Annotated in this window: 17 protein-coding genes, 6 tRNA genes and 1 other RNA gene; 10 read left to right on the forward strand and 14 right to left on the reverse strand. The window is 53.7% G+C overall.

What is annotated here, in order from left to right:
• The 4 genes from ptsI to cysZ form a co-directional block, all read right to left on the reverse strand.
• Positions 1-1,728, reverse strand: a complete 1,728-nt coding sequence (gene ptsI, locus A8O29_RS06600) for a phosphoenolpyruvate-protein phosphotransferase PtsI (protein ID WP_110509081.1) — start codon at positions 1,726-1,728, stop codon at positions 1-3.
• 44 nt (positions 1,729-1,772) lie between these two features.
• Positions 1,773-2,030, reverse strand: a complete 258-nt coding sequence (gene ptsH / locus A8O29_RS06605; protein ID WP_110509083.1) for a phosphocarrier protein Hpr — start codon at positions 2,028-2,030, stop codon at positions 1,773-1,775.
• Between the two features lie 379 nt (positions 2,031-2,409).
• Positions 2,410-3,381, reverse strand: a complete 972-nt coding sequence (gene cysK / locus A8O29_RS06610) for a cysteine synthase A (protein ID WP_110509085.1) — start codon at positions 3,379-3,381, stop codon at positions 2,410-2,412.
• Positions 3,382-3,552: 171 nt separating this feature from the next.
• A complete protein-coding gene (cysZ, locus tag A8O29_RS06615) occupies positions 3,553-4,308 on the reverse strand; it encodes a sulfate transporter CysZ (RefSeq protein WP_110509087.1) in 756 nt (251 codons plus the stop codon).
• 230 nt (positions 4,309-4,538) lie between these two features.
• Between cysZ and zipA the strand changes: the two genes are divergently transcribed.
• From zipA to A8O29_RS06630, 3 genes are all read left to right on the forward strand, one after another.
• On the forward strand, positions 4,539-5,597 hold the full coding sequence (gene zipA, locus A8O29_RS06620) for a cell division protein ZipA (protein WP_168713839.1): 1,059 nt from the start codon (positions 4,539-4,541) through the stop codon (positions 5,595-5,597).
• A gap of 69 nt (positions 5,598-5,666) precedes the next feature.
• Positions 5,667-7,682, forward strand: coding sequence for an NAD-dependent DNA ligase LigA (gene ligA, locus A8O29_RS06625; RefSeq protein WP_125353577.1), 2,016 nt, complete (start codon positions 5,667-5,669; stop codon positions 7,680-7,682).
• A 1-nt stretch (position 7,683) separates the two neighbouring features.
• Positions 7,684-7,902 (forward strand): DUF3820 family protein, encoded by a 219-nt coding sequence (locus tag A8O29_RS06630; RefSeq protein ID WP_125353576.1) that lies wholly within the window; start codon positions 7,684-7,686, stop codon positions 7,900-7,902.
• Here the strand turns inward: A8O29_RS06630 and A8O29_RS06635 are convergent.
• A complete protein-coding gene (locus A8O29_RS06635; protein WP_125353575.1) occupies positions 7,899-8,897 on the reverse strand; it encodes a bile acid:sodium symporter family protein in 999 nt (332 codons plus the stop codon). The two genes, A8O29_RS06630 and A8O29_RS06635, sit on opposite strands and share 4 nt — an antisense overlap.
• Before the next feature lie 89 nt (positions 8,898-8,986).
• Between A8O29_RS06635 and A8O29_RS06640 the strand changes: the two genes are divergently transcribed.
• Entirely contained in the window at positions 8,987-9,913 is a 927-nt protein-coding gene (locus A8O29_RS06640) for a LysR family transcriptional regulator (RefSeq protein ID WP_125353574.1), read from the forward strand.
• On the opposite strand, the gene A8O29_RS06645 is transcribed toward A8O29_RS06640, so the two are convergent.
• The 6 genes from A8O29_RS06645 to A8O29_RS06670 all read right to left on the reverse strand — a co-directional run bounded on the left by A8O29_RS06645 (position 9,904) and on the right by A8O29_RS06670 (position 10,921).
• Positions 9,904-10,248 carry a FlxA-like family protein gene (locus tag A8O29_RS06645; RefSeq protein WP_125353586.1) on the reverse strand — a complete coding sequence of 115 codons (345 nt, stop codon included), beginning with the start codon at positions 10,246-10,248 and terminating at the stop codon, positions 9,904-9,906. The two genes, A8O29_RS06640 and A8O29_RS06645, sit on opposite strands and share 10 nt — an antisense overlap.
• Before the next feature lie 116 nt (positions 10,249-10,364).
• A non-coding RNA gene (locus A8O29_RS06650) (RtT sRNA) lies at positions 10,365-10,490 on the reverse strand.
• A gap of 31 nt (positions 10,491-10,521) precedes the next feature.
• A tRNA-Lys gene (locus A8O29_RS06655) sits at positions 10,522-10,597 on the reverse strand.
• A 4-nt stretch (positions 10,598-10,601) separates the two neighbouring features.
• Positions 10,602-10,677 (reverse strand) — tRNA-Val (locus A8O29_RS06660).
• Between the two features lie 39 nt (positions 10,678-10,716).
• A tRNA-Val gene (locus A8O29_RS06665) sits at positions 10,717-10,792 on the reverse strand.
• Between the two features lie 53 nt (positions 10,793-10,845).
• A tRNA-Val gene (locus A8O29_RS06670) sits at positions 10,846-10,921 on the reverse strand.
• A gap of 258 nt (positions 10,922-11,179) precedes the next feature.
• On the opposite strand from A8O29_RS06670, the gene gltX reads away from it, so the two are divergent.
• On the forward strand, positions 11,180-12,595 hold the full coding sequence (gltX, locus tag A8O29_RS06675; protein WP_125354145.1) for a glutamate--tRNA ligase: 1,416 nt from the start codon (positions 11,180-11,182) through the stop codon (positions 12,593-12,595).
• Between the two features lie 42 nt (positions 12,596-12,637).
• Here the strand turns inward: gltX and A8O29_RS06680 are convergent, their stop codons facing one another.
• Together A8O29_RS06680 and A8O29_RS06685 are read right to left on the reverse strand one after the other, a co-directional pair.
• Positions 12,638-13,033: a YfeC-like transcriptional regulator gene (locus A8O29_RS06680; protein WP_125354147.1), complete on the reverse strand. Its 396-nt coding sequence runs from the start codon at positions 13,031-13,033 to the stop codon at positions 12,638-12,640.
• Positions 13,033-13,395, reverse strand: coding sequence for a YfeC-like transcriptional regulator (locus A8O29_RS06685; protein WP_125354149.1), 363 nt, complete (start codon positions 13,393-13,395; stop codon positions 13,033-13,035). The genes A8O29_RS06680 and A8O29_RS06685 overlap by 1 nt, the downstream gene beginning before the upstream one ends.
• Before the next feature lie 219 nt (positions 13,396-13,614).
• Between A8O29_RS06685 and A8O29_RS06690 the strand changes: the two genes are divergently transcribed.
• From A8O29_RS06690 to A8O29_RS06700, 3 genes are all read left to right on the forward strand, one after another.
• Positions 13,615-13,690 (forward strand) — tRNA-Ala (locus tag A8O29_RS06690).
• A 42-nt stretch (positions 13,691-13,732) separates the two neighbouring features.
• A tRNA-Ala gene (locus A8O29_RS06695) sits at positions 13,733-13,808 on the forward strand.
• Positions 13,809-14,021: 213 nt separating this feature from the next.
• Positions 14,022-16,202 (forward strand): sensor domain-containing phosphodiesterase, encoded by a 2,181-nt coding sequence (locus A8O29_RS06700; RefSeq protein ID WP_125354151.1) that lies wholly within the window; start codon positions 14,022-14,024, stop codon positions 16,200-16,202.
• Between the two features lie 139 nt (positions 16,203-16,341).
• Here A8O29_RS06700 and A8O29_RS06705 read toward each other — a convergent pair whose 3' ends face one another.
• Positions 16,342-17,544, reverse strand: a complete 1,203-nt coding sequence (locus A8O29_RS06705) for a NupC/NupG family nucleoside CNT transporter (RefSeq protein ID WP_125354152.1) — start codon at positions 17,542-17,544, stop codon at positions 16,342-16,344.
• 317 nt (positions 17,545-17,861) lie between these two features.
• Here A8O29_RS06705 and A8O29_RS22940 point away from each other — a divergent pair, with 317 nt between their 5' ends.
• Positions 17,862-17,918, forward strand: a complete 57-nt coding sequence (locus A8O29_RS22940; RefSeq protein ID WP_420805094.1) for a hypothetical protein — start codon at positions 17,862-17,864, stop codon at positions 17,916-17,918.
• Positions 17,899-19,137, forward strand: a complete 1,239-nt coding sequence (locus A8O29_RS06710; protein WP_125354153.1) for an Nramp family divalent metal transporter — start codon at positions 17,899-17,901, stop codon at positions 19,135-19,137. Before A8O29_RS22940 ends, A8O29_RS06710 begins: the two co-directional genes overlap by 20 nt.
• The last annotated feature ends 8 nt before the right edge of the window (positions 19,138-19,145 follow it).

Here is a 19,145-nt window from a genome sequence, read left to right on the forward strand (position 1 = left end):
TTAGCAGATTGTTTTTTCTTCAATGAACTTGTTAACCAGCGTCATTAACTCGTCCGTTGTCGGTTGAGCAAGAGCCTGCTCTGCTAAAACCTTCGCATCTTCGAAGTTCGTGTTACGGATAATCTTCTTAATGCGCGGGATGGAAATGGCGCTCATAGAGAATTCGTCCAGACCCATACCCAGCAACAGAAGTGTAGCACGTTCATCGCCTGCAAGCTCACCACACATGCCAGTCCACTTGCCTTCAGCATGAGAAGCATCAATAACTTGCTTAATAAGCGTCAGTACAGAAGGAGACATTGGCTGGTAGAGATGCGAAATCATATCATTACCACGGTCAACCGCCAGGGTGTACTGTGTTAAATCATTGGTTCCGATACTAAAGAAGTCAACTTCTTTGGCCAGATGACGGGCAATGGTCGCCGCCGCAGGTGTTTCCACCATCACGCCAACTTCGATTGTTTCGTCAAATGCCTTACCTTCGTCACGCAGTTCCTGTTTGAAGATTTCGATCTCTTTGTTCAGTGCACGCACTTCTTCAACAGAGATGATCATCGGGAACATGATGCGCAGTTTACCGAAAGCGGAAGCACGCAGGATGGCACGAAGCTGATCACGCAGGATCTCTTTACGATCCATAGCGATACGGATTGCACGCCAGCCCAGGAACGGGTTCTCTTCTTTCGGGAAGTTCATGTACGGCAGCTCTTTGTCGCCACCGATGTCCATGGTACGGACGATGACCGCCTGAGAGCCACAGGCTTCAGCAACGGCTTTGTACGCAGCGAACTGTTCTTCTTCAGTTGGCAGCGAGTCACGGTCCATGAACAGGAATTCTGTACGGTACAGGCCGACACCTTCAGCGCCATTGCGCTCTGCACCGTCGACATCACGAACGGTACCGATGTTGGCACAGACTTCAACCTGGTGGCCATCGAGAGTGATTGCTGGCAGGTCTTTCAGTTTAGCCAGTTCTGCTTTCTCTTCAGCAACCTGAGTCTGAATCTTACGCAGCGCTTCGATCTCGTCGTTAGTCGGGTTAACGTAAACTTTGTTGTTAACCGCATCGAGGATCAGATAGTCGCCGGTTTTGACGTCAGTGGTGACGCTGCCGGTGCCCACGATCGCTGGCAGTTCAAGGGAACGCGCCATGATAGAGGTGTGGGAGGTACGGCCACCGATATCGGTGATGAAACCCAGCACCTTGTTCAGGTTCAGCTGTGCGGTTTCAGAAGGCGTCAGATCTTTCGCGACCAGGATAACTTCGTCCTGAATAGCGCTCAAATCGATGATTGCCAGACCGAGGATGTTGCGCATCAGGCGCTTACCGATGTCACGTACGTCAGCCGCACGTTCTTTCAGGTATTCATCATCGAGCTCTTCAAGAGCAGTCGCCTGACCTTCGATAATCTCATGCGCTGCTGCATCAGCAGTCATGTGCTTATCTTTAATCAGGGCTATGATTTCCTGCTCCAGCTCCTCATCTTCCAGCAACATAATGTGGCCTTCGAAGATGGCTTCTTTTTCTTCGCCGAACGTTTCGCCAGCCTTCGTTTTAATCGCTTCCAGCTGCGCGGACGCCTTAGCGCGACCACTCAGAAAGCGTTCAACTTCCTGGTCGACGCTATCGGCAGAAATTTTCTTCCGGTCGATGACAATTTCATCTTCTTTCAACAACAATGCTTTGCCGAAAGCGATACCCGGGGATGCTAAAATGCCTGAAATCATAACCCTACCTTACTTGTGACTGATTTTAAAAAGAACTCTTGAACTTACTCGAGTTCAGCCATCAGCTTAACTAAATGCTCAACTGCTTTCTGCTCGTCTTCGCCTTCTGCAGAGAGGGTCACAACGGTGCCCTGGGTCAGACCCAAAGTCTGCAGTTTGAACAGGCTCTTAGCGCTAGCGCTTTTGCCGTTGGAGGTCACGGTGATCTCAGAAGCGAAGCCTTTAGCTTCTTTAACAAACTGAGCGGCAGGGCGAGTGTGCAGACCGTTCGGAGCGGTAATGGTAACTTCTTGCTGGAACATTATATTTCCCCAACTTATAGGTTTAGTGTTGTGGAACTAAAGTCTAGCCTGGCGGCTACACTTTAGCCTGTATAGATTAGCGCCGGCGGATACGAAAGCGAGACAGAAGGTCTGACGCGATCCTGGCAGGCACTTCTGGCCGGTGACGTTTAGCTCGTCATTAAACATTATGCCGCGAAAGCAAGATTTGAACCAAATCATAAAATCGATTCAGCAAGCGGAAATCCTGAATTGAATAATTTCGCGCATCAAAATAAATGTGATGGTTAAATACCAGACCCGACGGGGGGAAGCAATGCCGGGCGGACCAAAAGTTTGACCTGCACCACAAAAAAGCACCCTATCGGGTGCTTTTTTCGTCATATTTTTACATTTGGCATTACTGTTGCAATTCTTTTTCCGTGAAGAGATCTGCAAACAATGCGGTACTTAAATAGCGCTCACCAGAGGATGGAAGGATAACCACAATATTCTTATTGGTAAAGGTTTCATCTTCCTGCAGTTTCAGCGCTGCAGCGACTGCTGCGCCTGAAGAGATGCCTGCCAGAATGCCTTCTTCTTCCATCAGACGACGTGCGGTAGAGATGGCTTCTTCGTTGGTGATAGTGACGACACGGTCGATAAGTTTCAGGTCAAGGTTGCCCGGAATGAAGCCCGCGCCGATACCCTGAATTTTGTGCGGGCCGGGTTTGATCTCTTCGCCCGCCAGCGCCTGAGTGATAACCGGTGAATCGGTCGGTTCAACCGCGACGCTAATCAAGTCGGTTTTGCCTTTGGTGCCCTTGATGTAGCGTGTTACGCCCGTCAAGGTGCCGCCAGTGCCCACGCCCGCGATAAAGACATCGACCTGACCGTCGGTGTCTTCCCAGATTTCTGGGCCGGTCGTTTTCTCGTGGATTTCCGGGTTGGCCGGGTTGCTGAACTGCTGCAGCAACAGGAATTTTTCAGGGTTGTCCGCCACAATTTCTTCGGCTTTCTGAATGGCACCTTTCATGCCTTTCGCGCCTTCGGTCAGAACCAGATTCGCGCCCAGCGCTTTCAGCAGCTTGCGGCGTTCTACACTCATGGTTTCTGGCATGGTCAGCGTCAGCTTGTAGCCACGCGCTGCGGCAACGTAAGCGAGCGCTATCCCGGTATTACCGCTGGTCGGTTCAACAAGTTCGATACCCGGCTTCAGTACGCCGCGTTTTTCGGCATCCCAAATCATATTGGCCCCGATTCGGCATTTGACGCTGAAGCTTGGGTTGCGTGACTCCACCTTCGCGAGGATGCGTCCATTACCGATTCGGTTCAGTCGAACCAGCGGCGTATGACCGATTGTCAGCGAGTTATCTTCAAAAATCTTACTCATAGCCCGTCCTTAACTGTATGAAATTTGGGAACGACACCAGCATACGCGGATGGTCATGATGCGGAAGGAAAGTTTTCGTATATCGATATGCTGATGTGAAATAAAGGTTATCAGTATGGAATAAGGGACGGCATAAGCCACCCCTTATTTACTTTTATATACAGATCACAATCACTTCCAGACGGCGTGCTTGTCGCGGTAGCAATCCACCCACATCGCGGTGGCCCCGCAAATGGCGACGGGCAGAATGACCAGGTTCAGCACCGGGATCATCGTGAACAGGCTGGTCAGCGCACCAAATTGCATATTGGTGACTTTGCGGGCGCGCAATGCTTCACGCATCGTTTTGAACGGCACTTTGTGGTTATCGAATGGATAATCGCAGTACTGAATCGCCATCATCCAGGCGCTGAACAGGAACCACAGCACCGGCGCGACGGTCTGGCCGATACCGGGAATGAAGTACAACGCCAGCAGAATTAACGCCCGCGGTAAATACCACGCCAGTTTTTGCCATTCCCGCTTCATGATGCGCGGCACGTCTTTCATCACGCCCAGCACGCCGGTATCGGGCGGGGTAGCGCCCGTCAGCCGCGCTTCGAGCTGCTCAGCCAGCAGGCCGCTGAACGGGGCGGCAATCCAGTTGGCGATGGTGGAGAAGAAGTAGCCAAAAACAAGCAGAACTGAAAGCACCACAATCGGCCACAGCAAATAGCTCAGCCACTGCAGCCAGTCAGGTACATGGCCCATCAATGCCGGGATCCAGTTTCCGAGTTCGCTAAACAGCCACCAAAACGCGCCGCCCATCAGCACGATGTTCACCAGCAAAGGCAAAATCACGAATCGGCGAATGCCTGGCAGGGTGATCAATTTCCAGCCCTGTGAAAAGTAGTAAACCCCACTACGGGGTGCAGAGGTTGAAACCATGGTCAGGTCATACTCCTTTTAGAAAAGTCCTGGTCATTGCGCGTCTATATTATCGGCTTGTCAGACGATATCCAGTTCGGAAATGGTCGAAAAAACAGCAAAAAGCACGATTTGGTTCATCTTTATGCTCCGAATTCCTGGTACACACTTGCACTTGACGTAATGGGCAAATACTCTTAGTGAGTAAATGTTTGCCGTGGTGGCAAGGTGTTAGAACAACAGAGAATATAATGATGCAGGATTTGCGTCTGATATTAATCATTGTTGGCGCGATCGCCATAATTGCATTGCTGGTTCACGGTTTCTGGACCAGTCGCAAAGAACGTTCTTCGATGTTCCGCGATCGCCCAATGAAACGCATGAAATCGCGTAACGACGACGAGTCGGATGACGACGGCTTCGATGACGAGGTTGAAGGCGTAGGTGAAGTTCGTGTTCACCGGGTGAACCCTGCCCAAAACGTACACGCCGGTGAGCAAGACGCTAACCGCCAGGCGCCGCAGCAGCATCAGTACCAGCCGCCTTACGAGCGTCAGGTACCGCCGCAGCCCGTTCGCCAGGAAGAGCCGGTACGTCAGCCACCTCAGCCGCAGCAACAGCCTGTGCGTCAACAGCCGTCGGTTCATCAGGCCCCGGAACAGCATCAGACTGTTCAGCAGCCTGTTGCCCCGCAGCAACCTGTTCCACAGCCGCCTGTTTCACAACAGACGAGTGTGCCTCAGTATCAGCAGCCGGTGCAGCCGCATGCTCCACAGCAGCCTGTCGCGCAGCCGCATGCCCATCAGCCTGCGTCAGTAGAGCAGCCCATTGCTCAGCCTCAGCCTGTTGCAGAACCGCAGCCAGAGCCGCAGCCGGTGAAACAGGAGCGCAAAGAGACGGTCGTCGTCCTGAGCGTTGCTGCCCATCAGGGTTCGCATATTAATGGCGAACTGCTGCGTAACAGCGTTGAGCAGACCGGTTTCGTCTTCGGCGACATGAATATTTATCATCGCCATCTGAATCCTGGCGGCGGTGGCCCGGCGCTGTTCAGCCTTGCGAACATGGTGAAGCCGGGGACGTTTGACCCGGAAAACATGACCGATATGCAAACGCCTGGCGTGACCATCTTCATGCAGGTGCCGTCTTACGGTGACGAGCTGCAAAACTTCAAGCTGATGCTGCAATCTGCGCAGTACATCGCGGATGAAGTCGGTGGTGTGGTGCTGGACGATCAGCGCCGGATGATCACCCCGCAGAAGGTGCGTGAGTATCAGGATCGTATCCGCGAAGTGAAAGACGCCAACGCATAAACGTCCGGCGTATCACACCCCTTCCTGAACCCCCGCCTGTCGGGGGTTTTTTATCATTGATGGTGGGATATGGAACCAATCGAACAACAACTGACAGAACTGCGAACCACGCTTCGCCATCACGAATACCTCTATCACGTCATGGACACGCCGGAAGTGCCTGACGCCGAATACGACCGCCTGATGCGCGAACTGCGCGAGCTGGAACAGCAACACCCCGAGCTGATTACCCCGGATTCGCCAACGCAGCGCGTAGGCGCCGCGCCGCTGACCTCGTTCAGCCAGATCCGCCATGAAGTGCCGATGCTTTCGCTGGATAACGTCTTCGACGAAGAGAGTTTTGTCGCCTTTAACAAGCGTGTGCAGGACCGACTGAAAAGCACCGATGCGCTGACCTACTGCTGTGAACTGAAGCTCGATGGCCTGGCCGTCAGTATCTTGTATGAAAACGGCGTGCTGATTCAGGCGGCAACGCGCGGGGACGGTACCACTGGCGAAGATATTACGGCCAACGTACGTACCATCCGCGCCATTCCGCTGAAGCTGCGCGGCGACAATATTCCGGCGCGTCTGGAAGTGCGTGGCGAAGTATTCCTGCCGCAGGCGGGCTTTGAGAAAATCAACGAAGATGCGCGTCGTACCGGCGGTAAACTGTTTGCTAACCCGCGTAATGCGGCGGCAGGTTCCCTGCGCCAGCTTGACCCACGCGTCACCGCGAAGCGACCGCTTACTTTCTTCTGCTACGGCGTGGGCGTGCTGGAAGGCGGCGACCTGCCGGGCAGCCATCTTGGCCGCTTGCAGCAGTTTAAAGCCTGGGGCCTGCCGGTCAGCAACCGCGTTAAGCTGTGCAGCTCTCCGGAGGAAGTACTCGCTTACTACCACAAGGTTGAAGAAGACCGCCCAACGCTCGGGTTCGATATCGACGGCGTGGTTATCAAGGTTGATTCACTGGAGCTTCAGGAACAGCTTGGCTTTGTGGCGCGTGCGCCGCGCTGGGCGGTGGCGTTTAAATTTCCCGCACAGGAGCAAATGACCTTCGTACGCGATGTGGAATTTCAGGTCGGGCGCACCGGGGCTATCACCCCCGTGGCGCGTCTGGAGCCGGTGCAGGTTGCGGGCGTGCTGGTGAGTAACGCCACCCTGCATAACGCCGACGAAATTGAGCGTCTGGGTCTGCGTATTGGCGACAAGGTGGTTATCCGTCGCGCCGGGGATGTTATCCCGCAGGTGGTAAATGTGGTGCTGTCAGAGCGCCCGGAAGAAACGCGTGCAGTTGAGTTTCCAGCACATTGCCCGGTCTGCGGGTCTGACGTCGAGCGTGTGGAAGGTGAAGTCGTTACTCGCTGCACCGGCGGTTTGATTTGCGGGGCACAGCGTAAAGAAGCGTTGAAGCACTTTGTCTCGCGTCGGGCGCTGGATGTCGACGGCATGGGCGACAAAATTATCGATCAGTTGGTCGAGAAAGAGTACGTCCATACCCCGGCGGATCTGTTCCGTTTAACCGCAGGCAAGCTGACCGGACTCGATCGCATGGGGCCGAAATCCGCACAGAACGTGATCAGCGCACTGGAGAAATCGAAGGAAACGACCTTTGCGCGATTCCTGTATGCGCTCGGCATCCGTGAAGTGGGTGAAGCGACAGCCGCAGGCCTGGCGGCGCATTTCGGCACGCTGGATGCCTTGATTGCCGCTTCCGTCGAGGATCTGCAAAAGGTGCAGGACGTCGGGATCGTCGTCGCCACCCATGTGTTCAACTTCTTCGCCGAAGAGAGCAACCGCGACGTGATTCAACAGCTTCAGGCTGAAGGCGTTCACTGGCCTGCGCCGGTGGTCATCAATGCCGAAGAGATTGATAGCCCGTTTGCCGGGAAAACCGTGGTACTGACTGGCAGCCTGAGCCAGATGTCACGTGACGATGCCAAAGCGCGTCTGGTTGAACTCGGGGCGAAAGTCGCGGGCAGCGTATCGAAGAAAACAGATTTGGTGATTGCCGGTGAGGCCGCGGGCTCGAAGCTTGCAAAAGCACAAGAGCTGGGCATTGACGTTATCGACGAAGCAGAAATGCTGCGCCTGTTAGGAGTGTAACGTGGAAAAAGAGCAGCTGATTGAAATCGCCAACACTGAGATGCCATTTGGTAAATACAAAGGCCGAATGCTGATTGATGTGCCGGAGGAATATTTGCTGTGGTTTGCCCGTAAGGATGAATTTCCTGCCGGGCGGCTCGGGGAATTGATGGCCATCACGCTGCTGATTAAAACGGAGGGGCTGACGCATCTGGTTCAGCCCCTGAAGCGCAGTCGTTAAGCTTTCGCCTCGTCAACGGCGTTTTTGGCCAGCAGTTCATCCGTCTGGCGTTTATAGCGGCGCGCCAGCACCGCACAGACCATCAGCTGGATCTGATGGAAAATCATCAGCGGCAGCACCATCATCCCGATCATCGCAGTCGGGAAGAGTATATTGGCCATCGGGATACCGTTGGCCAGACTCTTTTTCGAACCACAGAACACAATCGTAATCTCATCGGCTTTGTTGAAACCGCATTTACGCGCCACAAATGTGTTCACCGCAATCACAATCGCCAGCAGCACGATGCTCACCACCACGATAAACAGCAGCGACCCGACGCCAACCTTGTGCCAGATTCCGTTGACCACCGCTTCACTGAAGGCGGAATAAACGACCAGCAGAATCGACGTCTGGTCCGTTTTGGAAATCCACTTCTTGTTACGCGACACCCAGGCGGCGGTCCACGGCCGGGACAGATGGCCTAACACGAACGGCAGCAGAAGTTGCAGCATGATTTTGCCGACCTGCTCCAGACTGCCTTCCGCACCGTGCAGATTCATCAGCAGCCCAACCAACAGCGGCGAAACGAAAATCCCTAGCAGGCTAGATGCCGACGCAGAGCACACCGCCGCCGCGACGTTCCCGCCCGCCATCGACGTAAACGCAATGGCAGACTGCACGGTAGCGGGCAGAATGCACAGATAAATGAAGCCGTTATACAGTGTCGGATCGACATTGACCGGCGCCCAGAGAGCAAAAAGCACACCGAGTACGGGGAACACCACGAAGGTGCTACACATCACCCAGATGTGCAGCCGCCAGTGGCTGCCCCCGGCGATAATCGCTTCGCGGGAGAGTTTGGCACCGTGCATAAAGAACAGCAGCGCAATGGCGGCGGTGGTCAGGCCTTCAAAGAACGGCACATATCCGCCGCGAGCGGGGAAGAAGGAAGCCAATAGAACGACGCTAATCAGCGTCAATGTAAAAGGGTCAAGAATGCGGAAAAGTTTCATAAACGCTCCTGAAAGTCGATGTCGCTATTGTGCTTTCTCTGCTTTGAGAAATAAAATTGATTTATTGCATCCATTGATGAATTAAACAGATGAATTATTCCCTGCGTCAGCTGAAAGTGTTTATTACCGTTGCCCGGGCTAAAAGCTTTAGTCGGGCAGGGGAGATGATTGGTCTGAGCCAGTCAGCGGTGAGTCACAGTGTCAAAGAGCTGGAGCATCAGACCGGCGTGAAGCTGCTCGACCGCACCACGCGAGAAGTGGTGCTAACAGAAGCCGGGCAGCAGCTGGCAATCCGACTCGAACGTTTGCTCGACGAACTGAACAGTACCCTACGTGAAGCCGGGCGCGTCGGGCAGCAGCTCGCGGGCACCGTGCGGGTGGCGGCGAGCCAGACCATTTCCGCGCATCTGATCCCGCAATGCATTGCGGCCAGTAATCAGCGTTATCCTGAGATTGATTTTGTGCTTCACGACCGCCCGCAGCGTTGGGTGCTGGAGAGCATTCGTCAGGGGGAAGTGGATTTTGGGATTGTGATTGACCCGGGCGCGGTGGGGGATTTGCAGTGTCAGCCCATTCTGTCAGAGCCGTTTTTTGTGCTGTGCCGGGACGATCATCCTTTTGCCGGGCTTGAAAGCGTTGAGTGGCAGGCGTTGCAGGGTACCAGGATGGTATTACAGGATTATGCCTCAGGCAGTCGGCCACTGATCGATGCCGCACTGGCACATCATGCTATCGAGGCCAATATTGTGCAGGAGATTGGGCATCCGGCGACGCTTTTCCCGATGGTCGAAGCCGGGATTGGGATCAGTATTTTACCCGCGCTGGCGCTGCCGTTGCCGCAGGGCAGCCAACTGATGGTTAAGCGTCTGACGCCGGTGGTTGATCGGCAGTTGATGCTGGCGAGACGTAAAAACCGTTCGCTTTCGACCGCGGCACAGGCGTTGTGGGACGTGGTCGGGCAACAGGCCCAGGCGCTGACCGCCGCCCGTGCCCACGACCCGCTGTATCAGACGTAAATATCAATCTGATGGTCATCCGAGGGATTGTTCACCCCAGTGGCTGGGGTTGAAGGCGTCGCTTGCGCCTGCTCTTTTTCGGCCTGCTGGCGTTGGATCTGAGCCAGCTGCGCTTCCAGCATGGTGATTTGTTCCTGAATCATCTCCGCCTGCTTCTGTTTTTCATCCGCATCACCGCTGCCGTCAGCAATGGTTTTCAGTTGTTGGGTCAGTTTGGTTATCTGCTGAGTGATACGGGTAATTTGCGAAGAGGCGTCAGTGCCTTGCGGACTGGCGTTGACGGTTGTCGTTTGCAAACCGGGTGCAGAAGAAGAGGGTAACGAAATTGCCGCCATCATGCGTTCCTTTCAGTACGGAAAACAGTGTTATCGGCAGAATGGTGTTGGGCTTGAGGAATTTAGCGCGTAAATCGCGCATAGCAAAAAGGCGCCTTTAGGGCGCCTTTCTACATTGGTGGGTCGTGCAGGATGACTCGCTTCGCTCGCCCTTCGGGCCGTCGCCGCAAGCGGCTCCGTTGTCTCACTTCGTTCGACTCGAACCTGCAGCAGGTTCTCATCCTACACGAATAGCGCATAGCAAAAAGGCGCCTTTAGGGCGCCTTTCTACATTGGTGGGTCGTGCAGGATTCGAACCTGCGACCAATTGATTAAAAGTCAACTGCTCTACCAACTGAGCTAACGACCCGAAGTGGTGGGTGATGACGGGATCGAACCGCCGACCCCCTCCTTGTAAGGGAGGTGCTCTCCCAGCTGAGCTAATCACCCACTTCGGTACTTCATGTAAGAAACGCGCTGGCGAGAAATTGGTGGGTGATGACGGGATCGAACCGCCGACCCCCTCCTTGTAAGGGAGGTGCTCTCCCAGCTGAGCTAATCACCCACTTCTCAATTTCTTACATTTACTGCTTAACACGGCGGAGACTACAAAAGTAGTGGTGGGTGATGACGGGTTCGAACCGCCGACCCCCTCCTTGTAAGGGAGGTGCTCTCCCAGCTGAGCTAATCACCCCCGCTGTGTTGGAGTCGCATTATAGGGAGAGTTGAAAATGAGTCAACGCCTTTTCCAAAGATTTTTTTCGTTCGTCGTAAAATTAAACAAAACGATCGCGATTCGTTCCGTGGCGCATGATTTATAAACAAAATCAGCTAAGCGCAGCGATTCACAGGGATGAACGTTGAGGATTCAGGCGGGAGTGATAGAATATCAGCATTATTTTTATTGAGGATCCGCCGGCTGTCGGCAACGTCCTAAACGTAAGGCCATTTCATGAAAATCAAAACTCGCTTCGCGCCAAGCCCGACAGGCTATCTGCACGTCGGCGGTGCGCGTACTGCTCTTTACTCCTGGCTTTTTGCTCGCAACCACGGCGGTGAGTTCGTGCTGCGTATCGAAGACACCGATCTCGAGCGCTCTACGCCGGAAGCCATCGAAGCAATTATGGATGGCATGAACTGGCTGAGCCTGGAGTGGGACGAAGGCCCGTATTTCCAGACCAAACGTTTCGATCGCTATAACGCGGCCATTGACGAGATGCTGGTCGCGGGCACCGCCTATAAATGCTACTGCTCGAAAGAACGTCTGGAAGCGCTGCGTGAAGAACAAATGGCTAACGGCGAGAAGCCACGTTACGACGGTCGCTGCCGCCACGGTCATGAGCATCATGCTGATAATGAACCGTGCGTAGTGCGTTTTGCTAACCCACAGGACGGCTCCGTTATTTTTGACGACCAAATCCGTGGCCCAATCGAGTTCAGCAACCAGGAGCTGGATGACCTGATCATCCGCCGCACCGATGGTTCCCCAACTTACAACTTCTGCGTTGTGGTTGATGACTGGGATATGGAAATCACCCACGTTATCCGTGGCGAAGACCATATCAATAACACCCCGCGTCAGATTAACATTCTGAAAGCGTTGAACGCGCCGGTACCGGTGTACGCACACGTGTCGATGATTAACGGCGACGACGGCAAAAAACTGTCCAAGCGCCACGGCGCGGTGAGCGTAATGCAATATCGCGACGACGGTTATCTGCCGGAAGCGCTGCTGAACTACCTGGTGCGTCTGGGCTGGTCCAGCGGCGATCAGGAAATCTTCACCCGTGAAGAGATGATCAAGCTGTTCTCGCTGGGCGCGGTCAGCAAATCTGCCAGTGCGTTCAATACCGAAAAACTGCAATGGCTGAACCACCACTACATTAATTCGATGGCGCCGGAATATGTGGCGACCCATCTGCAGTGGCACATCGAGCAGGAAAAAATCGATACCCGTACTGGGCCACAGCTGTCTGAGCTGGTGACCCTGCTGGGCGAGCGTTGCAAAACCCTGAAAGAGATGGCGGCAAGCTGCCATTACTTCTATGAAGAGTTTGATGCGTTCGATGCCGACGCGGCGAAGAAACACCTGCGTCCGGTAGCACGTCAGCCGCTGGAAGTGGTGCGCGATAAACTGGAAGCCATCACCGAGTGGACTGCAGAAAACGTGCATCACGCGATTCAGGCAACCGCTGATGAGCTGGAAGTGGGCATGGGTAAAGTTGGGATGCCGCTGCGTGTCGCCGTCACCGGCGCCGGTCAGTCACCAGGCCTGGATGTTACCGTTCACGCGATTGGCAAGAGCCGTAGCGTAGCGCGTATCAATAAAGCGCTGGCGTTTATTGCTGAGCGTGAAAGCCAGCAGTAACAGGCTGGAATAAGAAACGGCAGGCTCAGGCCTGCCGTTTTTTTATGCGCTTTCGTCCGCGATATTAAGTCGTCGCAGAAAACCGCTTAACCCTTCCCGAACCAGCAGCGCCTGCAAACGCTGTTTCTCATCAGGCTCCATCATGACTAAGACATCCTGAATTTTCCGCCAGACCGGATCGTTGTCCTGGGCGTGGTAGATATACTCGGGTTCGGCTGCCTGTAAGGAAAGTTTGAGGTGACGTAGTTTTGGTGTGGTGGCGAGATAATCTCTGACTTCCGGCGTGATATGAATCAGCCGTGCCCGACCACCCTTCACGCCAGGGATCGACTCCGTTATCCAGTCCTGTTCCCGGATCCAACGATTGATGGTCTGTTTGGCCACACCCACACAGTTCGCCAGCTCCTGCGTGGTCATTTTGCTGTGAAGTATGTTCATCACTGTCCTTGCGTACGGATACCCAGGCGGAGAAGCAGACCGGTGATGCCTTCGCGCAGTAGCAGGCTGGTCAGCTCTTTTTGCTCGTGGTCTGACATTTCTTTTGCGAGCGATAGCAGAAGGGCATCAAAGCTGTCTTCTGCGGGATGATATGCCCCGCCGGAGAAATCGGCGGCGCGCTGGGCGCTGCGAATAAAATCACGGACGTCGTCGCTGACGTGCACGAGACGTGCTTTACCGCCCTGAACACCCGGACGAGGCGACGTTTGCCATCCTTCCTTTCGTACCCATTTATTAATTGTTTGGCGGCTATAACCGGTCAGATGGGCAAGTTCCTCCGGCGTCATTCGTTCCTTGAGCATGCTATTTCCTGAGTGCCTGTGTGGGAATTAATGGTTCATCTTATAGCATCCTTTTACGTGAAAACGTGACGCGTTTAACTCCTGATTGCGAGAGCGTACGCAATGTCATTCAGTTGAGTGCTTTTTCATCGATTGAAATAGAGGTGAACATTTTGCCGTTGACACCTGGCAAGGGAATTCATATTATGCCGCCCGTCAACACGACACGCTTTACGTTATGGGGCTATAGCTCAGCTGGGAGAGCGCTTGCATGGCATGCAAGAGGTCAGCGGTTCGATCCCGCTTAGCTCCACCAAATTCTGCACCCAGCAGATTTGGAACGTGAAGTAAAAATTGTGGGGCTATAGCTCAGCTGGGAGAGCGCTTGCATGGCATGCAAGAGGTCAGCGGTTCGATCCCGCTTAGCTCCACCAAAATTCAAACCCTCGCCTCGGCGGGGGTTTTTGCTTTTCTGCGCCCGCGAAATTGTAAGAAACCGGCATACTGATGTTAAAACGTATCTGGAGGTTAAACTCCGTATAAACAATGGGACTTTTCTTGACCTGAGAACTTGCTTCGCTCAATTAATAAACATAATATTTCCCGGTTGCAGTCATGTGCCCAGCCGGAATTCTCCTCAAGCCAAAATGAAGTTGAAAAATAACGCCTCTGCCAAAAAGTTTCTGCTGGCGCTAACCTTAAGTATTTTCTCAATCCCAGTGGCCCGCTTTCTGGCGCCGGAAACGGTGATAGATGGCAACGCCATTTATCTCGCCTGGCTGCCGCTGTGCGTCATTTTGTCGATGTTGCTGCTGTTTGGTCGCCACGCGGTGCTGCCATTGATCCTGGCGTTTGCTGTGACCAACACCTGGTATATGCCGTTGCCCTTTGGGCAAAATCTGGTGCTGGTGTTCTGCCAGTTGTTTGCCCCGATACTCTCCTGCGGGATTTTGCGCGTGCTGATAGGCAAGAGCTGGCGCTTCGGCCTGCCCAACCGGTACATGGGCCAACGTATTTTCTGGGCCTGTTTCTTTGCGCCGCTGATGCTCAAAGGGTCGATGTATCTGGCGGGGCTGTGGCTGGATTTCCCGATATCGGTTTCCGGCTATTTTGTTTCCGCCTCGGTTATCTACAGCCTTGTCGATATTCAGAGCCTGATTTGCGCCGGACTCATTTTCACCATGCTGTTTTATTACCCGCTGCGGATGCTCATCAACCCGAAGTACGCGCGAAAGTTCTGGCTGCGTGATATCCGACCTGCGCTGAGCCGCCATCATTGGCTGTTTACGGTGAACTGGCTGGTGGCGCTGAGCGCATTTCTGCTAATCCTCTGCGCGCCATTTGAGTCGGATTACATCGCGGGTTATCTGGTACCCGTCGTTTTCATCATGTTCTTCCTTGTCATCAACCGCTTTAGCTATCCACTGATTTGCCTATTGTGGGGGATCTGCGCCTTTATTTTGGTGGTCTACAACGACAACTTCTTACAAGGCGTGAACACCGAATATGCGCTGTCATTTGTGATGTCAGTGCTTATCTCATTCACCATATGCATGCTTTACATGTCGCAATTACAGGCCCGCAGCAATGGCCTCCGCCGCAAATGGCACAACCAGGCGTGGCAGGATCCGCTGACCGGTCTGCCGAATCTGCGCGCCTTTGAAAGCTATCTGGAGAATCATTCTCAGGCCAGCGTGTGCTGCCTTCGGATGGATAATCTCGAGTTCTTAAGCCGCCACTACGGGATGATGATGCGTGTGCACTGCAAACGAATGGTCGCCCGGGATTTACAACATCTGCTTGGCCGCGAGGAACAGCTTTTCCAGCTGCCAGGCAGTGAACTGCTGCTGGTGCTGCACGGTTCTGAAACCGCCGCGAGACTCGCGTATATCGTCGATTTCCTCAACAGCCAGGCGTTTAACTGGCAGGGCGATGCGCTGGATCTGGAATTTGGCGCGGCGTGGGGCGTGATTGAAGGGGAGGGCGAAGCCCTGCACCACACGCTGGGGCAATTGAGCTGGTTATCAGAGCAGGCCTGCGCCGCACGGCGCGTACTGGCGCTCGATAACAGCCTGGCGACGGTCTCTGACAACACCACGGAACGCGTAATGCAGCTGAACCGCGTGAAGAAAGTGCTGATGGAAGGCGGCTTAACGCTTTACGCGCAGCCGATTGTTAGCCAGTCCGGCCACCGCTATCACGAAATTCTGGCCCGAATGACCTGCAACGGGCAAATCATCACCCCCGATCAGTTCATCCCGGTTATTGCGCAATTCAACCTCAGTAAACGTTTCGATTTGCTGGTAGTTGAGACGCTGTTCAAAGCGATGAAAGATCTGCCGGGCGAGCGTTTCTCCGTCAACCTGATGCCGTTCACGCTGATGCAGAAAGAGAGTGCCAATAAAATTATCTCGCTGTTCAAGCAGTACGACGTTGCCCCGGAATTGGTAACCATTGAAATTACCGAACAACAGGCGTTTTCCAGTTCGGAAATCAGCGTGCTGAATATTCAGTGTCTGCGCGATTACGGCTGTCTGATAGCGATTGATGACTTCGGCACCGGTTACGCGAACTACGAGCGCCTGAAGCGACTGGAGGCGGATATCGTTAAGATTGATGGCTGCTTCGTGCGTGACATTCTCACCGACCCGGTGGACGCGATGATCGTCAAATCTATCTGTGAACTGGCGCGGGTAAAAAACCTGACGCTGGTGGCGGAATATGTTGAAACCGAGGCACAACGAACGCTGTTGTACGAAATGGGTGTGGAATATTTGCAGGGGTATTTCATTGGAAAACCCCGTCCTCTCGCGGAACTGCAGGCATAAAAAAAACCGGGCATCGTTGCCCGGCTTTAGATTGGTAACAAACTCGTCAGCTCTTTTTTGCCCGATGGCGCTGACGCTTATCGAGCCTACAACACCGTAGGCCCGGCAAGTGAAGCGCCGCCGGGCATCGCCCGATTAGTTACAGAACCAGTGCGGCGATGGATGCAGACAGCACGCTCACCAGCGTAGAACCGTAAACCAGTTTCAGGCCGAAGCGTGAAACCACGTTACCCTGTTCTTCGTTCAGACCTTTAATCGCACCAGCGATGATACCGATGGACGAGAAGTTGGCGAAGGAAACCAGGAAGATGGACAGGATGCCTTCCGCGCGCGGAGAGAGCGTGCTGGCAATTTTCTGCAGATCCATCATTGCAACGAATTCGTTAGACACCATTTTGGTTGCCATGATGCTGCCGACTTGCAGAGCTTCATGAGCAGGAACGCCCATCACCCACGCTACAGGCCAGAAGATATAGCCCAGAATGCCCTGGAAGGAGATACCGTGGCCGAACCAGCTGGTCACGGTGAAGAACAGCGCATTTAGCGCAGCAATCAGAGCGATAAAGCCAATCAGCATCGCGGAAACGATGATCGCCACTTTGAAGCCAGCCAGAATGTACTCGCCCAGCATTTCGAAGAAGCTCTGACCTTCGTGCAGATTAGACATCTGCAGGTTCTCTTCACTCTTATCGACCTGATACGGGTTGATGAGTGACAGAACGATGAAGGTACTGAACATGTTCAGCACCAGCGCTGCAACCACAAATTTCGGGTCGAGCATGGTCATGTACGCGCCGACGATGGACATCGAAACGGTAGACATTGCGGTCGCCGCCATGGTGTACATGCGGTTGCGCGACATCTTGCCGAGAATGTCTTTATAAGCGATGAAGTTTTCGGACTGACCGAGGATCAGGGAGCTAACCGCGTTAAATGACTCCAGTTTCCCCATACCGTTGACTTTAGACAGCACGGTACCGATAGCGCGAATAACAATCGGCAGAACCCGGATGTGCTGCAAAATACCAATCAGTGCGGAAATGAATACAATCGGGCAAAGCACCTTCAGGAAGAAGAATGCGAGGCCTTCATCGTTCATTTTACCGAAGACGAAATTTGTCCCTTCATTAGCGAAACCGAGAAGTTTTTCGAACATCTCGGAGAATCCTTTCACAAATCCCAGGCCGACATCTGAGTTCAGGAAGAACCAGGCCAACAGAACTTCAATGACAAGCAATTGAATAACATAGCGAATGCGAATCTTTTTACGATCGTGGCTGACCAGCAAAGCCAAAATCGCAACCACAGCAAGCGCGAGGACAAAGTGTAGAACGCGGTCCATATTTGCTCCAAATATGAGGCAGGTTAAATTTCCGTGCACATTCTATGCAACAAGCTAAAAGAAAACGAGATCTACGCCGCACTATCGGTGAATCCTGTGAGCAAACTCAAAAAAGGTGATCAACCATACAAAATTGTTATGTTATGTAAAGGTGTTAAAAGTTGAGTTATTGTACTAATCTGACGATTGAATCATCCTGACGTTACTCTACCCGATAACATGGCTGATATTTGTTCCCCCGGCTATCGTTCCTGTCTATCAAAGAAATTATTATCACCTTGCTAAATGAACTTGATAATCATTCTCATTTTGATAGCATGAAACATAGCAAAGGCTATATTTCTGAGGCAGAAAATGACAAACAGTCGCGTTGAGAGTAGCAGCAGTCGCGCAGCGCGCAAGATGCGGTTTGCATTAATGGGGCCTGCGTTCATTGCTGCCATCGGCTATATCGATCCGGGGAACTTTGCCACCAACATTCAGGCAGGGGCCAGCTACGGCTATCAACTGCTGTGGGTGGTGGTGTGGGCGAACCTGATGGCGATGCTGATTCAGGTACTGTCGGCCAAACTCGGGATTGCCACCGGTAAAAACCTGGCGGAACAAATTCGTGACCATTACCCGCGTCCGCTGGTGTGGTTTTACTGGGTGCAGGCGGAAATTATCGCCATGGCCACCGATCTGGCGGAATTCATTGGTGCGGCGATTGGTTTCAAGCTGATCCTCGGCATCTCGCTATTGCAGGGCGCGGTCCTGACCGGGATTGCGACCTTCCTGATTTTGATGCTGCAACGGCGTGGCCAAAAACCTCTGGAAAAAGTCATCGGCGGGTTGTTGCTGTTTGTGGCGGCCGCGTACATCGTCGAACTTATTTTCTCGCAGCCCGCGCTGGCACCGCTGGCGAAAGGGATGATTATCCCGTCGCTTCCGACCTCTGAAGCGGTATTTCTTGCAGCGGGCGTGCTGGGTGCCACCATCATGCCACACGTGATTTACCTGCACTCGTCGCTGACGCAGCACTTGCACGGCGGTTCGCGGCAGGAGCGCTATAGCGCGACGCGTTGGGATGTGGCGATCGCCATGACCATTGCCGGGTTTGTGAATCTGGCGATGATGGCCACGGCAGCGGCGGCGTTTCACTTCAATGGTCACACCGGGATTACCGATTTGGATCAGGCGTACCTGACGCTGGAGCCGCTGCTTAGCCACTCTGCGGCGACCATTTTTGGTTTGAGCCTGATTGCTGCTGGACTGTCGTCCACCGTGGTGGGCACGCTGGCCGGACAGGTGGTCATGCAGGGCTTTATTCGCTTCCACATTCCGCTGTGGTTCCGTCGCGCGGTCACCATGCTGCCGTCGTTTGTGGTCATCTTTATGGGGCTGGACCCGACGCGTATTCTGGTGATGAGCCAGGTGCTGCTGAGCTTCGGTATTGCATTGGCGCTGGTGCCGCTGCTGCGGTTTACCAGCGATGCGAAACTGATGGGCGATCTGGTTAATAAGCTCTGGGTAAAATGGACTGGCTGGGTGATTGTGGCGCTGGTAGTGGCGTTGAATGGCTGGCTGCTGGTCGGGACGCTGCTGGAGTTGTAAATCAATTT

The organism is Scandinavium goeteborgense (genome assembly GCF_003935895.2).
Lineage (GTDB): Bacteria > Pseudomonadota > Gammaproteobacteria > Enterobacterales > Enterobacteriaceae > Scandinavium > Scandinavium goeteborgense.

Excerpts from the sequence above, each read along its gene's own strand:
- ptsI (WP_110509081.1), bottom strand. The coding sequence starts at position 1,728 with ATGATTTCAGGCATTTTAGCATCCCCGGGTATCGCTTTCGGCAAAGCA.
- ptsH (WP_110509083.1), bottom strand. The coding sequence starts at position 2,030 with ATGTTCCAGCAAGAAGTTACCATTACCGCTCCGAACGGTCTGCACACT.
- cysK (WP_110509085.1), bottom strand. The coding sequence starts at position 3,381 with ATGAGTAAGATTTTTGAAGATAACTCGCTGACAATCGGTCATACGCCG.
- cysZ (WP_110509087.1), bottom strand. The coding sequence starts at position 4,308 with ATGGTTTCAACCTCTGCACCCCGTAGTGGGGTTTACTACTTTTCACAG.
- zipA (WP_168713839.1), top strand. The coding sequence starts at position 4,539 with ATGATGCAGGATTTGCGTCTGATATTAATCATTGTTGGCGCGATCGCC.
- ligA (WP_125353577.1), top strand. The coding sequence starts at position 5,667 with ATGGAACCAATCGAACAACAACTGACAGAACTGCGAACCACGCTTCGC.
- A8O29_RS06635 (WP_125353575.1), bottom strand. The coding sequence starts at position 8,897 with ATGAAACTTTTCCGCATTCTTGACCCTTTTACATTGACGCTGATTAGC.
- A8O29_RS06640 (WP_125353574.1), top strand. The coding sequence starts at position 8,987 with ATGAATTATTCCCTGCGTCAGCTGAAAGTGTTTATTACCGTTGCCCGG.
- A8O29_RS06645 (WP_125353586.1), bottom strand. The coding sequence starts at position 10,248 with ATGGCGGCAATTTCGTTACCCTCTTCTTCTGCACCCGGTTTGCAAACG.
- gltX (WP_125354145.1), top strand. The coding sequence starts at position 11,180 with ATGAAAATCAAAACTCGCTTCGCGCCAAGCCCGACAGGCTATCTGCAC.
- A8O29_RS06680 (WP_125354147.1), bottom strand. The coding sequence starts at position 13,033 with ATGAACATACTTCACAGCAAAATGACCACGCAGGAGCTGGCGAACTGT.
- A8O29_RS06685 (WP_125354149.1), bottom strand. The coding sequence starts at position 13,395 with ATGCTCAAGGAACGAATGACGCCGGAGGAACTTGCCCATCTGACCGGT.
- A8O29_RS06700 (WP_125354151.1), top strand. The coding sequence starts at position 14,022 with ATGAAGTTGAAAAATAACGCCTCTGCCAAAAAGTTTCTGCTGGCGCTA.
- A8O29_RS06705 (WP_125354152.1), bottom strand. The coding sequence starts at position 17,544 with ATGGACCGCGTTCTACACTTTGTCCTCGCGCTTGCTGTGGTTGCGATT.
- A8O29_RS06710 (WP_125354153.1), top strand. The coding sequence starts at position 17,899 with ATGACAAACAGTCGCGTTGAGAGTAGCAGCAGTCGCGCAGCGCGCAAG.